At 38.1% G+C, this 14708-nt stretch carries 13 protein-coding genes; 8 read left to right on the plus strand and 5 right to left on the minus strand.

The features are described from left to right. Positions 1-19: 19 nt before the first annotated feature. Positions 20-496: a hypothetical protein gene (locus ACFX4N_RS25235; RefSeq protein ID WP_013055111.1), complete on the minus strand. Its 477-nt coding sequence runs from the start codon at positions 494-496 to the stop codon at positions 20-22. Positions 497-783: 287 nt separating this feature from the next. On the opposite strand from ACFX4N_RS25235, the gene ACFX4N_RS25240 reads away from it, so the two are divergent. Together ACFX4N_RS25240 and ACFX4N_RS25245 are read left to right on the plus strand one after the other, a co-directional pair. Further along, the gene (locus ACFX4N_RS25240) at positions 784-1938 is read left to right on the plus strand and encodes an endonuclease (RefSeq protein WP_192101046.1); all 1155 of its coding nucleotides are present in this window, start codon (positions 784-786) and stop codon (positions 1936-1938) included. A 104-nt stretch (positions 1939-2042) separates the two neighbouring features. Continuing rightward, entirely contained in the window at positions 2043-3680 is a 1638-nt protein-coding gene (locus ACFX4N_RS25245) for a family 14 glycosylhydrolase (protein WP_013055113.1), read from the plus strand. Positions 3681-3729: 49 nt separating this feature from the next. Here ACFX4N_RS25245 and msrA read toward each other — a convergent pair whose 3' ends face one another. Beyond that, the gene (msrA, locus tag ACFX4N_RS25250; RefSeq protein ID WP_192101047.1) at positions 3730-4245 is read right to left on the minus strand and encodes a peptide-methionine (S)-S-oxide reductase MsrA; all 516 of its coding nucleotides are present in this window, start codon (positions 4243-4245) and stop codon (positions 3730-3732) included. Between the two features lie 368 nt (positions 4246-4613). Between msrA and ACFX4N_RS25255 the strand changes: the two genes are divergently transcribed. Together ACFX4N_RS25255 and ACFX4N_RS25260 are read left to right on the plus strand one after the other, a co-directional pair. Beyond that, complete coding sequence (locus tag ACFX4N_RS25255) at positions 4614-5951, plus strand: ATP-binding protein (protein WP_301264120.1); 1338 nt, start codon at positions 4614-4616, stop codon at positions 5949-5951. Positions 5952-6114: 163 nt separating this feature from the next. Beyond that, positions 6115-7011 (plus strand): amidase, encoded by an 897-nt coding sequence (locus tag ACFX4N_RS25260; protein ID WP_274589071.1) that lies wholly within the window; start codon positions 6115-6117, stop codon positions 7009-7011. Between the two features lie 194 nt (positions 7012-7205). Here the strand turns inward: ACFX4N_RS25260 and ACFX4N_RS25265 are convergent, their stop codons facing one another. Beyond that, complete coding sequence (locus tag ACFX4N_RS25265; RefSeq protein WP_013055117.1) at positions 7206-8762, minus strand: ABC-F family ATP-binding cassette domain-containing protein; 1557 nt, start codon at positions 8760-8762, stop codon at positions 7206-7208. A 261-nt stretch (positions 8763-9023) separates the two neighbouring features. Between ACFX4N_RS25265 and ACFX4N_RS25270 the strand changes: the two genes are divergently transcribed. After that, positions 9024-9956 (plus strand): D-2-hydroxyacid dehydrogenase, encoded by a 933-nt coding sequence (locus tag ACFX4N_RS25270; protein WP_057275226.1) that lies wholly within the window; start codon positions 9024-9026, stop codon positions 9954-9956. Between the two features lie 99 nt (positions 9957-10055). Next, complete coding sequence (locus ACFX4N_RS25275; protein ID WP_057275227.1) at positions 10056-11141, plus strand: nitric oxide synthase oxygenase; 1086 nt, start codon at positions 10056-10058, stop codon at positions 11139-11141. A gap of 48 nt (positions 11142-11189) precedes the next feature. On the opposite strand, the gene ACFX4N_RS25280 is transcribed toward ACFX4N_RS25275, so the two are convergent. Together ACFX4N_RS25280 and ACFX4N_RS25285 are read right to left on the minus strand one after the other, a co-directional pair. After that, positions 11190-11321, minus strand: coding sequence for a YflJ family protein (locus ACFX4N_RS25280; RefSeq protein ID WP_016762840.1), 132 nt, complete (start codon positions 11319-11321; stop codon positions 11190-11192). Between the two features lie 173 nt (positions 11322-11494). Then, a complete protein-coding gene (locus tag ACFX4N_RS25285) occupies positions 11495-11944 on the minus strand; it encodes an Rrf2 family transcriptional regulator (RefSeq protein WP_028410145.1) in 450 nt (149 codons plus the stop codon). 216 nt (positions 11945-12160) lie between these two features. On the opposite strand from ACFX4N_RS25285, the gene hmpA reads away from it, so the two are divergent. Continuing rightward, the gene (gene hmpA / locus ACFX4N_RS25290) at positions 12161-13342 is read left to right on the plus strand and encodes an NO-inducible flavohemoprotein (protein ID WP_057275229.1); all 1182 of its coding nucleotides are present in this window, start codon (positions 12161-12163) and stop codon (positions 13340-13342) included. Positions 13343-13414: 72 nt separating this feature from the next. Further along, the gene (locus tag ACFX4N_RS25295; RefSeq protein WP_353880251.1) at positions 13415-14704 is read left to right on the plus strand and encodes a lysine N(6)-hydroxylase/L-ornithine N(5)-oxygenase family protein; all 1290 of its coding nucleotides are present in this window, start codon (positions 13415-13417) and stop codon (positions 14702-14704) included. Positions 14705-14708: the final 4 nt, after the last annotated feature.

Raw genomic sequence — 14708 nt, forward strand, 5'->3', positions numbered from 1 at the left:
TTTTCGTATAGACGCAGGCTTATAGGCGGCGGAAGCCTTCTTCAAACAAATAATCTTCTGCTTCTTCGTAAGATAGAAATGCTGCCTCTAAATTCAAGCCAGAATAAACATTCCACAGGTCATCTTCATGAACAAGTAAAAGCGTTGCATTGTCTGGGCCGTTCCAGCGCTGTTCATTTCCATTCCCTACAATAGCTTCTTCTCTAGCTGTATCAGGAAGGGTAGACAAAGATTCAATAGAAGCTTCAATAATAGAGCGAAGCTCTTCTTCTGTATAATCACGGATATTTACAAGACCTTTGTCATTTGTTTCATATCCTTTTAAAAACCCTGCATATACAAATCCATTTCCGTTAGGATGCAGATGATGCACAACAACCGTTTTATCGTACACGCTTTCTTCATAATGAAAATTCACGCGTCCTAAAGATACATCTTTTCGATGCAGCTCTGGAAACGATGAAATAATAGCTAATTTTTCGTCAAAACTAAGCATAGACAATCCTCATTTCTATTTAAATCATTTCATTTTCTGAAATAGTATAAGCTCTTTTACGATTCGGTTGATTATACCATATATAAAGAAAGACACATAATGCTTTTTCCAATGTGGACTTTTAAAAATATAACCCTTCGCATAAAGTGGCCGTCACTGTAAAGAAGAATACATCTTTTTCACTATAAAACTTAACAAAAAAGAGGCAGGGAATTCACAGTGAAAAAATAATATAAAGAGGTGGAAGAAAACTAGTTTTCAAACCTATCATAAGGAGGAATAAAAAAGTGAAATTATACGCTCTGTGTAAAAAAACATGGGCAATGTCCCTGCTTATTTTTGTTCTTTTAGTAAGCTTAACTCCTGTTAGTCAAGCAGCCGCGTTTTTATCTGTTGCACAAGCTCTTGAGAATCAAAACAACAGTGTACAAACGGTTAAAGGATATGTAGTAGGTCAACCTACAGGCACATCTACAGTTATTACAAGCAATTACCCAAACGATTATGCACTTGCTCTTGCTGACAGTTCAAATGAAACCAATACAGACAAGATGGTGTACGTTCAAATTCCTTCAAATTTGCGAAGTACATTTGGACTTCAAAGTCACTCGGAGTTGAAAGGGAAAAGTCTTACTGTTACGGGCACACTCACTCCTTATTTTTCACACTTTGGAATAAAATCAGTTACTTCTATCAGTACAGAAACAGGAGGAACTGATCCCGCTCCAGATCCCACAGAGCCAACCGTTCCAGTAGAAGACTATTATCGTACTGCAGCTGAAAAAACAGGAAACAGCTTAAAGACAGAGCTTCATAACATTATTGATCATCACACAGAACTGTCGTATTCAGCCGTATGGGAAGCTTTAAAGAAAACGGATGAAGATCCAGCTAACGCAAATAACGTTATTTTGCTCTACACGGGGCGTTCACAGGCTAAGAGTACAAATGGAGGCGGAGTGGACGATTGGAACCGTGAGCACGTCTGGGCAAAGTCTCACGGGGATTTTGGAACAGCTATGGGACCTGGAACAGATCTTCATCACTTACGTCCAACCGATGTGTCTGTAAACAGTACGAGAGGAAACTTAGATTTTGATACCGGAGGAACGGAACATAGCGAAGCACTCGGAAATTATTTTGACAGTGATTCATGGGAACCTCGAGATGAAGTAAAAGGCGACGTGGCTCGTATGTTGTTTTATATGGCCGTGCGCTATGAAGGCGATGTAAGTGATGAGCCTGACTTAGAACTTAATAACACAGTGAATAATGGCACTGCTCCTTATCACGGGAAATTATCTGTGCTTCTTCAATGGAATGCCCAAGACCCAGTAGATGATCGAGAACGACGTAGAAATGACATTATTTATTCAGACTATCAGCATAACCGCAATCCGTTTATTGACCATCCTGAATGGGTGAATGAGATTTGGAACTAATGAAGAAGGCGTCCTGGCGGGGCGTCTTTTTTTATAAAAGAAAAAGGAAAAAACTAAAATCTGCCGAATACCTATAGGTGATTTTGAAAAAATGGAGGGAAGATATGAAACAGCTATGTAAAAAAGGATTGGCTTTCGTTTTGATGTTCATTTTTGTTAACGCTTTCATTTTGAGTCCAATTAACGGAGCGGCTGCCGTAGATGGAAAATCAATGAATCCAGGTTACAAAACCTATTTAATGGCGCCTTTAAAAAAGGTAACAGACTATACAACATGGGAAGCGTTTGAGAACGATTTACGCAAAGCGAAACAAAATGGATTTTATGCAGTGACAGTAGACTTCTGGTGGGGAGATATGGAGAAAAACGGCGATCAGCAGTTCGATTTTTCCTATGCTCAGCGATTTGCTCAAGCAGCTCGTAACGCAGGTATAAAGATCGTTCCTATTATTTCTACTCATCAGTGCGGCGGTAATGTAGGAGATGATTGTAACGTTCCGCTTCCGTCTTGGGTATGGAACTTAAAAAGTGATGACAGCCTTTACTTTAAATCTGAAACAGGTACGACAAATAAAGAAACGCTAAGCCCGCTTGCAACCGACGTTATTTCTAAGCAATACGGAGAGCTCTATACGGCATTTGCGCAAGCGTTAGCACCTTATAAAGACGTGATTGCTAAAATCTATTTATCAGGAGGCCCTGCAGGTGAAATTCGTTATCCGTCTTATACAGCAGCAGACGGAACCGGCTATCCGTCTAGAGGGAAATTTCAAGTGTATACGAACTTCGCCAAAAGCAAGTTTCAATCATATGCTTTGACTAAATACGGTTCACTCGCCGGCATTAATCAAGCATGGGGAACCAATTTAACGTCTGCATCGCAAATTTTACCGCCATCAGATGGCTATCAGTTCTTAAAAGATGGTTATTCAACAGCTTATGGAAAAGATTTCTTAGCATGGTATCAAGGAGCTTTGGAAGATCACACAAAACGTATTGGACAGTTAGCTCATCAGGCTTTTGATTCCACCTTTAACGTACCAATCGGTGCAAAAGTGGCAGGAATTCATTGGCAGTATAATAATCCCACGATTCCTCATGCTGCAGAAAAACCTGCTGGATATAATGATTACAACGCGCTTTTAGATGCGTTTAAAACAGCTAAATTAGATATAACGTTTACGTGCTTAGAAATGACGGACAGCGGAAATTATCCGGAATATTCTATGCCAAAGACGCTTGTACGCCAGGTAGCAGGTATTGCGAATGCAAAAGGAGTTGTTTTAAACGGGGAAAATGCTTTAACTATAGGCAGTGAAGATCAATATAAAAAAGCAGCTGAAATGGCCTTTAACTATAATTTTGCAGGATTTACTTTGCTTCGTTTCTACGATGTTATTAACAATGATACGCTGATGGGGCAATTTAAAAATACGTTGGGCGTTACACCTGTTGCGCAAACGGTTGTAGTAAAAAATGCGCCAACTGCATTAGGAGAAACGGTTTATATTGTTGGAGACAGAGCTGAGCTAGGTCAGTGGGATACGTCCATTTATCCAATTAAATTAACATATAATTCATCTACAGCTGATTGGAGAGGCACCGTCTATTTTCCTGCGAGTCAAAATGTTCAATTTAAAGCAATTGTGAAGAGAGCTGATGGATCGTTAAAAGCATGGCAGCCTTCGCAGCAATATTGGAGCGTGCCGTCAACAACAACGACTTATACAGATAATTGGTAAAACAAAGCCGCATAGCAAACGCTATGCGGCTTTGTTTTGAACACAAGAATTATTTCCAGTTCGTTTGAATAAATTCATCTCGCCCAGAATTAGCGCGGTCTTCTTTATAATGCTTTGGATTTTTCTTGTGGAAATCTTGGTGATACTCTTCGGCTTCATAAAACGTAGAGGCAGGAAGAATGCTTGTCACGATTGGTTTTTTAAAACGTCCGCTTTCTGCGACCTCTAGCTTCGTCTCTTCAGCTGCCTGTTTTTGGCTGTCGTTATGGTAAAAAATTGCTGTTCGATACTGCGAGCCGCGATCTTGAAATTGACCTCCGTCATCTGTTGGATCAATTTGCGGCCAATAAAGATCTAATAAACGTTTATACGGAAACACTTCGGGGTCAAATGTGATTTGAACCACTTCGTAGTAACCGCTTGTTCCAGATTTTACTTGCTCATAAGTAGGGTTATCCACAGTTCCCCCCATATATCCTGATACAATGCCGTGAATACCTTCTAGCTCTTCAAAAGGTGTAACCATACACCAGAAACATCCACCTGCAAATGTAGCTTTTTCCATACGTAATCCCTCACTTAATCCGTTGTTATGAAGGGTATTATAACAAATTTATATTGAAACAGCTAGAAAAGGGTTTGTAGTCTGTGTAAAAGCTGTGGATAAAGATGAATATCCACAGCTTTTACACAATAAACTCGACTGTTTTGAAGATTGAAAAATGAAGGAGAGAATAAAGAAAAAATGATAGAATAGATAAGATGTATATATCGATTTAGAAGAAATTGTACAACAGAAGTACAATCTACGGACTGGACTTTGGGGTGCTGATGGCATCTAGAAAAATAAAGTTAGTACGTTAGTAACAAGAGGTAAGAAACAGCATATTCGCGCTGTTAAATAAATATACAAAGATAATAGGAGAGTTGAATATGTTACAAGATAATCTCATCCTAGAGCACTATGGATTAAACGAATTAAATTTTGATACGATCAAAAGCTACCGGGATCGGTTTGCTGAAGTAAAACCAGCTCATCCTTGGAATGCGCTTGAAACAAAGGAGTTTTTATACAAAGTAGGAGCTTGGGGAAAGGTTAGAGATACCCATAAAGAAGGAGTCACACTCGCAGGCCTGCTTTTATTCAGTGAAGAACGGATTATCACAGAAGTTTTACCACAATACTTTTTAGAATACCGGGAAAGTAAAGGAAACGAAGAATGGACAGAGCGCTTTACCTCTCAAGACGGGACGTGGTCAGGAAATATCTTTGATTTTTATTTTCATATTCATGAAATTGTTCGTAATAGCGAACCCCAGCCGTCAATCGCTTCCTCTTTAACAGAAGTTTTGATTAATATGCTTATTCATGCAGATTATAATGGCGAGGGCGGCGTTATTTTAGAAAAGCAACCTTCACATTACGTTTTTTCTAATCCAGGTCTTTTGTTAGTACCTACAGATTCAGTTTTTAGCAATACCGTTAGTCAGCTTCGAAACCCAAATATCGTTAAGTTATTCAGTTTACTAGGGTTATGTGAACGTTCGGGCTCTGGTTTGAAAAAAGTAAAGCAAAATTGGAGCTTGCATCATTATAAAACACCGGCTATTGATCAAGATGTTTCTATGCATCGTACAGTGGTCACGTTATCTCTGTCCACTCAAGAAAGACAGGTAAGTTCTTCTGAAAAAGACACTTACAATACGTCCATAACCGATTTGGGAAATAATTTTAAAGATGTCGAAAAATATCAAAATACACCTGAAAACGATGTCGAAATTGACTCCTATAATAAAAATAGATACTCCTATAATAAAGAATTAATAGAGGAGTTAAAGTCATATAATAACGATGTTAACTCCTTAAATAAAGAAGATGACTACTATAATAATGAGAGTAACTTATATAATAACGATGTTAACTCCTATAATAAAAATCATAACTCCTGCAATAAGGAACAAGAAGAGGATTCTTCTAATTTGGTAAATGTGGAGAATATTGATACGAAGCTATGGGGTATTGCAGCGCTGGCTCGTGAAAAAAAACGGCTTTCGCCGAATCAGATGGAACATATTATTCTTGAGTTATGTAAAGAAAAACCGCTTATGCTTAAAGAGTTTGCTTATTTACTAGAAAGAACGCCGGATGGAGTACGTAATAATTATTTAACAAAGCTATTACGAAAAGGACAATTACAGTTGAAATATCCAAATCAGCCAAACCATCCAAAACAGGCATATTTATTTAATAAGAAAGATATAGAGAAATAAATCAAGCAACCGATAGAACATATAGAGATTAAGCTGCAAAAAATTGATAAGGAGGAGTTTGCTAAAAGCTATAGATTTAAGGGGGAAATTCACCATAAAGTTGTGCCAAGCTGTCAGACTCTCTTTATATGAGTTCTGGCTCGTATAAAGGAGGAAAAAGAGTGTGAAAAGCAAGTGCGTTCTTATTTTTCTGGTGGTTGTATGGCTGTTTAATATGGGGAAAGGAATAGGATGTGGATCAAAGGTGAATGCAGAGATGAATATACCGCTGTCGACGTGGGTGTGGGATACAAAGAAATGGATGCTGAACCAAGAAGCTATCCTCGAAAAGCTTCAAGAAAAAAAGGTGACAAACGTTTATTTACAAATTGATACTCATCTTTCACCTTCCGTATATAGGCATTTTATCCAACAAGCACAAGCCAAGGGCATAAGTGTTTACGCGCTTGACGGCGCTCCTTATTGGATAGGGCCTTCTGGTATAGAAGAGCAGGAAGCATTTTTTAATTGGATAACAGTTTACCAAGCAGAAGCAGACGAGCAACAGCAATTTTCAGGGGTTCATTTGGATGTAGAGCCTTATTTGTATAAAAGTTGGGAAAATAATCGCGTGAAAAGTATTCTGCAGTATCAATATGTTATTTCTCAAGCCGCTGTACAGTCCCATGAGTTACACTTGCCGCTTGCTGTAGATATACCGTTTTGGTTTGACGAAGTTCCATTCAAAAATAGCAATGGTTCCGGTTCGCTGGGGCGGTGGGTTATTCAGTACGCTGATGAAGTCACAATTATGGCGTACCGAAACCACGCAGATCAAGAAAACGGTATTGCTGAAATAACAGAAAATGAACGCAAGTGGGGACGTGTACTATCCACTCCGATTGAAATAGGGGTAGAAACGATGGCTTCAGATGAAGGAGAATACATTTCTTTTTCTGCTAAAGGAGAAGAAAAGATGATGCAAGAGCTGGGTATGTTGCTTACGGAGTGTCAAGCTGAAAATCCTCCAAGCAGTATAGCTGTTCATTATTTTGATAGCTGGCTACAGATGAAGCCATGACAACGAAAAGACCGCTGCATCGCTGCAGCGGCCTTTTTGGGTTTAGGGAGTATAGATACAATATAGCCATTTTATTAAAGGACTATACATAAAAAAAGTAACCATTTAAAAAATGGCTACTCACACAAAGGGGGGGAACTTAATCTTATCATTCCCACTTTTTCTAAAAGATATGCCTCTTTTAACCCGTTTTTTTAAAATAATTTAGTCGTCCAAGATTCGCAGTTCCACACGTCTGTGACAACATCTTGATAAAATTCAGGTTCGTGGCAAATAATTAAGATACTTCCTTTGTATTCTTTTAAAGCTCGTTTTAATTCATCTTTCGCATCTACATCTAAGTGGTTTGTAGGCTCATCCAGTACAAGAATGTTGGTTTCATTGTTAATCAGCTTACATAGACGAACTTTTGCTTTTTCTCCACCGCTTAGAACTTCTACTTTACTTTCAATATGTTTTGTTGTTAAGCCGCATTTAGCTAAAGCTGCACGAATCTCGTATTGGGTAAAGTGAGGAAACTCATTCCATACTTCTTCAATACACGTATTGTAATTAGCCGTTTTGATTTCTTGTTCAAAATAGCCAATATGCTGGTAATCTCCTTTTTCTACAGAGCCTGAAATCGGTTTGATTTCTCCTAAAATACTTTTTAAAAGAGTTGTTTTCCCGATTCCATTTGCTCCTACAAGGGCAATCTTTTGACCTCGCTCCATTTTTAAATTCAGTGGCTTAGAAAGCGGCTCTTCGTATCCAATGACTAAATCAGATGTTTCAAAAATTAATTTGCTTGAAGTACGAGCACCCTTAAAGTTAAACTCTGGTTTTGGACGCTCTTGAGCTAGTTCAATTACTTCCATTTTATCGAGCTTTTTTTGACGGGACATGGCCATATTTCGTGTCGACACACGGGCTTTGTTTCTCGCTACGAAATCTTTTAAATCTGCCATTTCTTGCTGTTGTTTTTTATAAGCTGCTTCAAGCTGCTGTTTTTTCATCTCATATACTTTCATAAAATCGTCGTAGTCTCCTACATAGCGATTTAACTCTTGGTTTTCCATATGATAAATTAAATTGATCACGCTATTTAAAAATGGAAGATCGTGAGAAATTAAAATAAAGGCATTTTCATATTCTTGCAAGTAGCGTCTCAGCCACTCAATATGCTGTTCATCCAAGTAGTTTGTAGGCTCATCAAGTAAAAGAATTTCTGGTTTTTCAAGCAGCAGTTTGGCTAATAATACTTTCGTACGCTGTCCGCCGCTTAAATCCTGTACATCGCGATCTAAGCCGATATCTTCTAATCCTAATCCGCGTGCAATTTCTTCGACTTTTGCATCGATAACGTAAAAGTCATTGTTTGTTAAGAGGTCTTGAAGCGTACCGACTTCTTCTAATAGTTTTTCGAGTTCTTCTGGTGATACCTCCGCCATTTTCTCATAGAGGCCATTCATTTGAGCTTCTAAATCAAATAAGTATTGAAAAGCACTTTTTAGTACATCACGAATAGAAAGGCCGCGCTCTAATGCTGTGTGCTGATCTAAATAGCCAACGCGCACTTTTTTAGACCATTCTACTTTTCCAGCATCCGGTTCTAGCTTGCCTGTAATGATGTTCATAAATGTTGATTTACCTTCGCCGTTTGCTCCAATTAAGCCGACGTGTTCACCTTTTAACAATCGAAATGATACATCGTTAAAAATCGCACGGTCACCAAAACCATGGCTTAGATTTTTTACGTTTAATACACTCATGCTGACACACCTTTTCTTTTAAAATATCTATCGTACGTTTCGTTATAAACAAATTGATTCATAACGATTATAGCGAACTTATATACATAAATCCATATGAGTTTTCCAGCCTTGAAAGTCATATAAAATTCACTCGCGTCTTCCTTTCACTTCATTCATACTATATATATCAATGTAGAAAATCCTTCATGACGAAGGGACGGTTATATCGAATCATTCAAATAGAGTATATAAAAGAATAAAAAGGCAGGGGGAAAAGAAATGAACATTCATACGATACTAGTGGCAGGAAGAATGCATAAAGAGCTGCAGGAGATAATCAATCAAAAGCAGCTGTCTCAGACGTTTCGATTTATGGAAGAGCAAGACGTTACAATTGAAGATTTAGACTGGGCTGACGCGCTTTTATCCTTCGGTCCAACGAATTGCTTTGAAGATCATAGCTTTAAATGGATTCATTCTCTCGGCGCAGGAGTCGACCGGTTCTTAGAAAGCGGTAATTGGAAAAAGAGTGTGATGTTAACACGTACGGTTTGTTCATTCGGTCAGCGAATCAGTGAATATTGTCTTAGCTATATGCTAGCTGAACTTCAGCACCACGCACAGTTTCAGCATCAGCAAAAACAAAAGCAGTGGAAAGTGGTAGAGCCTAAGCAGCTTTCTACTCAAACGGTCATAATTTACGGAACAGGTGAAATCGGCGGGCGTCTTGCAGCCGTTTTAAAATCTTTTGGTGTACGAGTAATTGGTGTATCTAAAAGTGGAAATGAAAAGCCGTCATTTGATCAAGTGGTCTCGATTTCGAAGGAAAAAGAATTGCTAAAAGAAGCCGATTGGATTATTAGTACAATGCCCCTAACACATGAAACAAAAAGCTACTTTGATCCAAAATGGATGAATGTAGTTGAAAATGCATACTTTATAAATGTTGGACGAGGAGCAACTGTAGATGAAAATGCGTTAGTAGAGGCTATTGAGCAAAAACGTATTCGAAAAGCATACATAGACGTGTTTGAGCATGAGCCGTTAACGAAAGAATCTTCTTGGTGGGATCATTCAAACATCATCATAACACCTCATATTTCAGCGGTGACTACGCCTGAAGAAGCCGTCGAGTGCTTTGTTGAAACGCTGCAAAAAGTTGAACAAGGCGAATTGCCTTCTAACTTGGTTAATATTGAAAGAGGCTATTAAAGCATTATGATGCGCGTTTCCGCTATGAGAATGGTATACTGAAACTTGCTTTTCTTGAACGAAAAGAATGAAATCTGTTCTTCTAGGGGGGAACAAACGTTGAAGCAAGAAGAATTATTTGAACAAGCACGTGTATTTATAGAGACGTGTTACGCTGAACTTGAAAAAAGCGAAGCGGATAAAAACAAGCGGTTAAAAGAAATCCATCAGCAAATTATGTCACTCGGACATTATGATCATACATTTGAAGAGTTAGAGCACGGAGCCCGTATGGCTTGGAGAAACAGCAATAAATGTATCGGACGGTTATTTTGGCAATCGCTTAATGTATTTGATAAGCGAGAGGCAAGCACAGTTGAAGAGGTAAGAGACGCGCTTTTTCACCATATTGAATACGCAACAAATGACGGGAAAATCCGGCCTACTATTACGGTGTTTAAACCGAAAATGAAAGCAAAAGAGCCGGTTAGAATATGGAATCATCAGCTAATCCGCTATGCTGGATATGAGATGGAATACGGTATGGTAGGAGATCCTGATTCTATTGCGTTCACGGAGGTTTGCCGAAATTTAGGATGGGAAGGTGAGAGAACTCACTTTGATGTTCTTCCTCTGGTACTGCAAGTTAATGAAGAGTCACCTCGATGTTTTGAGATTCCAAAACATTTAGTGAAAGAAGTAGCTATTACGCATCCAGAACTTCCTGAATTTGAAGACTTACAGTTAAAATGGTACGCTGTCCCGATGATTTCAGATATGAAGCTAGAAATTGGAGGGATTGATTACGTCGCGGCACCGTTTAATGGATGGTACATGGGGACTGAGATTGGGGCGCGAAATTTAGCGGATACGTATCGCTATAATCAACTTCCAAAAATAGCTTCTATGATGGGATTGAACATGGATTACAACGCGACGCTTTGGAAGGACAAAGCTCTTGTTGAATTAAATGTTGCAGTGCTTTCTTCTTTTAAACGAGAAGGAGTTAGCCTTGTAGATCATCACACCGCTGCTCAGCAATTTCACTTGTTTGAAGAAAGAGAGCAAAAAAATGGCCGCGAAGTGACTGGGAACTGGACGTGGTTGATCCCGCCGGTTTCGCCAGCTACCACGCATATTTTTCATAAGCCTTATAAAAATAAAGTATTATCACCAAATTATTTTTATCAAGACACTGCTTATTAAATGAACAAAAAAGAGAGTACGCATTTGTACTCTCTTATTACACGTTAATTAATTTTTGTGTTTATCAAGCAAGTTAGCAAGTACATATGTTTTGTACTTTTCTACTTTGCGGCCTTCGTGGTTGCGAACTCCTCGTTTCTTAAGTTCCTCAACATACCAACCTTTGCTTCCTACGTGCATACTCAAACACCCTTTCGTCATTTTTTTAGGATGAACAGAATGAGGTTCATTGTCTGCTCGAATGGAGACATCTTGTCTTTCCAATACGTGCCTCATTGTAACATCTTTTATTTTATGATGAAAGGGAAAAAGGTTAAAAAAACGAGAATGATTTCAAATGAATTTTAGTTTACTCATTCCTCGTTTTTTTGAGATAGAAGGAGGAGGTTTAATTCATCTTTATTTTGAATTAGATCTTCTAGCGTATATTGATCTAATACCTTAATGAAGGCTTGCATGGCTTCATGTAAAACACTTTTTAACTTACAGACGGGGCTAATAATGCAGAAGTTTCCTTCACGGTCAAAACATTCCACGATATGAAAATCTTCTTCTGTTTGACGTACCACTTTTCCGATATTAATGTCTTTTGGAAGCTGAGCTAAACGAATACCGCCGTTTCGTCCTCGGATCGTTTCAATTAAGCCAAGTTTTCCAAGCTCGTGAATGATTTTCATAAGATGGTTTTTTGAAATATTATACGCTTCAGCAATTTCTTTTATATTGCTTAGTTTATTATTATCGCGAACGCCTAAATATAATAAAACTCGCAGTGAGTAATCTGTATATTGTGTGAGCCTCATCTTTTTACCTCTTCTCTTACCAGCAGCTTATATATCTATAATAGCATGTCTATATCTAAGAAATACAGAAAGAATGCTCACATTTTTGACGAGGCGAATTTGTGAACATTTCTTTAAATATGTATATAAAATATATCTTTTTGAGTTAGATGTGAGTATTATAAAGATGTATTAAAAATATATCTTTTAAAAATGAATCTTTCGGAGGCGAAAGTTATGAAACAAACAACTATTTCTATTGTAAAAAGTACAGTTCCTGTTTTAGAAAAGCATGGTCAAGCAATTACCACTCGTTTTTATGAGATGCTTTTTGAACAGTATCCTTCTTTAAAAAATGTATTTAACCAAACAAATCAAAAAACAGGACGTCAGCAAATGGCGTTAGCTAATACAGTTTATGCCGCTGCGCAGTACATCGATCGGCTTGAAACGCTGCTTCCAGTTGTAAAGCAAATCGCTCATAAACACCGCAGTATCGGCGTAAAAGCAGAGCACTATCCAATTGTCGGAGAGTTCTTATTAAAAGCAATTAAAGATGTTTTAAAAGAAGCTGCGACCGATGAGATTATGGAAGCTTGGAAAGAAGCATACGGTGCCATTGCGGATGTATTCATAAGTGTGGAGCAAGAATTATATGAAGAAGCCGAAGAAAAAGGATGGAAAGATTATAAAAAACTAATGGTTCATAAAAAAGTAAAAGAAGCAGAAGACGTGTACTCGTTTTATTTAATATCACCTGATCAAAAAGCGCTGCCTGCTTTTCTGCCAGGTCAGTATGTGAGTGTACGAATTCCTGGTCAAGAGTATTTATCCATTCGTCAGTACAGCTTATCTGGCTATCCAAACCAACCATACTATAAAATTACGGTGAAAAAAGAAAAGCAAATGGAAGACGGGGTTGTGTCAACTTATTTACATGACCAATTGAAAGAAGGAGACTTGCTTGAAGTCAGCGTTCCAGCAGGAGATTTTGTCTTAAAAGAAAATAGTAAATCAGTATTTATCAGCGGAGGTGTAGGAATTACTCCAATGATGTCAATGCTTCATCAAGCACTGGAAAACAATCAAGAAGTAACATTTATTCACAGTGCTAAAAATGAGCAGTTTCATGCAATGAAACAAGAGCTTCAATCGTTGTCAGAGACACATACGTTTGAACAACACGTTTTCTATAGTCAAGCGCAAACAGAACAGCATGATGAACATATAACGTATGGTCGCTTAACTAAAAAAGAGCTAGCTAAATATGCCGGCGATAAACATGCATATTATTATGTTTGTGGATCTTCTTCATTTACGCAAATGGTGTTAGAAGGCCTAGCTGAAATGGGTATTTCCCAAGAAAATATCATGTATGAATCGTTTGGCCCGAAAATGAGTATGACTCCTTCCGCATAAATGTATGGAAAAAGGGTAAAAAGCTAACAGTAGACAATACTGTTAGCTTTTTTTATGAAAGGGAGTTTAAAGATGACAAATAAGCAGTATGACATGGTGGGAATAGGAATAGGACCTTTTAATTTAGGCTTAGCGGCCCTTGCTGAGCCTCTTGATGAAATTGATGCCGTCTTCTTTGATAAAGAAGAGAAATTTGAATGGCATCCGGGCATGTTAATTGACGGCACGGACTTGCAGATTCCGTTTCTAGCAGACTTAGTTACATTTGCGGATCCAACAAGCCCCTATTCTTTTCTAAATTATATTCACAAGCAAAAACGCTTGTATCCGTTCTTTTTCTTTAATCGTTTTGACATTCCGCGTCAAGAATACAACGAGTACGCAAAATGGGTAGCGGAGCAGCTATCTTCCTGCCACTTTTCTTCAAAAGTTGTAGACGTGATACCGAAAAATGAAGAAGAGTATTATGAAGTAAAGGTAGAAACACCTGAGGGAATTCAAACAGTAAATGCTAAACACGTTGTAATGGGAACAGGAAGCATTCCACTTCTGCCTCCGGCTTTTGAAGAAAAGCTGAATGAGCATATCTTACACAGCAGCGGCTATTTACATAAAAAAGAAGAGATTCAAAAAGGAAAGCATGTAACAATCGTTGGTTCAGGGCAAAGTGCTGCAGAGATTTTTCTTGATTTACTAGAAGAACAGAATGAACATCATTACCACCTTACATGGTTTACAAGATCCTCGAATTTTTTTCAGCTTGATCAATCCAAGCTTGCTCAAGAGTTATTTTCGCCAGACTATGTAAATTACTTTCATTCGCTGTCTTTTGAGGAACGTACAAGCACGGTAGAAGATTTAAATCCTTTACGTCACGGAATTGAATCTTCTACCTTAACGAAAATCTATGATTTACTTTATCATCGTTCGCTTAAAGGAAAAGTACCCGTTACGATTCAAGCTTCGACTGAAGTAAGTAATATTCATAAAAAAGGAAATGGATATGAGCTCGAGTGCAAACAATTAAAGGCTGAACGCTCTTTTCAATACGAAGCGGATCGTTTGATATTGTCCACAGGCTATAAGCCAAAAATTTCGCCGTTCATCGAACGAATAAAAGATGATATCCAATGGGAAGATGACAAGCGTTTCAAAGTCACAAAAGATTACCGGCTTGTCTTTAAACAACCCCGTAACCACCACTTTTTTACTTTAACCAATATCGAACATTCACATGGATCTGGCGCAACAAATCTTGGTTTATCCGTTCAGCGCAATCAGCGTATTCTGAACGTGATTGCAGGAAGAGATGTGTACCCAGTTCCAGAAGAGACGACGTTTCAGACATTTAATTTGTTTTGAATTT

This window comes from Priestia sp. YIM B13551, assembly GCF_042787905.1.
In the GTDB taxonomy this organism is placed as follows: Bacteria; Bacillota; Bacilli; order Bacillales; family Bacillaceae_H; genus Priestia.

Excerpts from the sequence above, each read along its gene's own strand:
- msrA (WP_192101047.1), bottom strand. The coding sequence starts at position 4,245 with ATGGAAAAAGCTACATTTGCAGGTGGATGTTTCTGGTGTATGGTTACA.
- ACFX4N_RS25265 (WP_013055117.1), bottom strand. The coding sequence starts at position 8,762 with ATGAGTGTATTAAACGTAAAAAATCTAAGCCATGGTTTTGGTGACCGT.
- ACFX4N_RS25245 (WP_013055113.1), top strand. The coding sequence starts at position 2,043 with ATGAAACAGCTATGTAAAAAAGGATTGGCTTTCGTTTTGATGTTCATT.
- ACFX4N_RS25285 (WP_028410145.1), bottom strand. The coding sequence starts at position 11,944 with ATGAGGCTCACACAATATACAGATTACTCACTGCGAGTTTTATTATAT.
- ACFX4N_RS25295 (WP_353880251.1), top strand. The coding sequence starts at position 13,415 with ATGACAAATAAGCAGTATGACATGGTGGGAATAGGAATAGGACCTTTT.
- ACFX4N_RS25255 (WP_301264120.1), top strand. The coding sequence starts at position 4,614 with ATGTTACAAGATAATCTCATCCTAGAGCACTATGGATTAAACGAATTA.
- ACFX4N_RS25235 (WP_013055111.1), bottom strand. The coding sequence starts at position 496 with ATGCTTAGTTTTGACGAAAAATTAGCTATTATTTCATCGTTTCCAGAG.
- ACFX4N_RS25280 (WP_016762840.1), bottom strand. The coding sequence starts at position 11,321 with ATGCACGTAGGAAGCAAAGGTTGGTATGTTGAGGAACTTAAGAAACGA.
- ACFX4N_RS25270 (WP_057275226.1), top strand. The coding sequence starts at position 9,024 with ATGAACATTCATACGATACTAGTGGCAGGAAGAATGCATAAAGAGCTG.
- hmpA (WP_057275229.1), top strand. The coding sequence starts at position 12,161 with ATGAAACAAACAACTATTTCTATTGTAAAAAGTACAGTTCCTGTTTTA.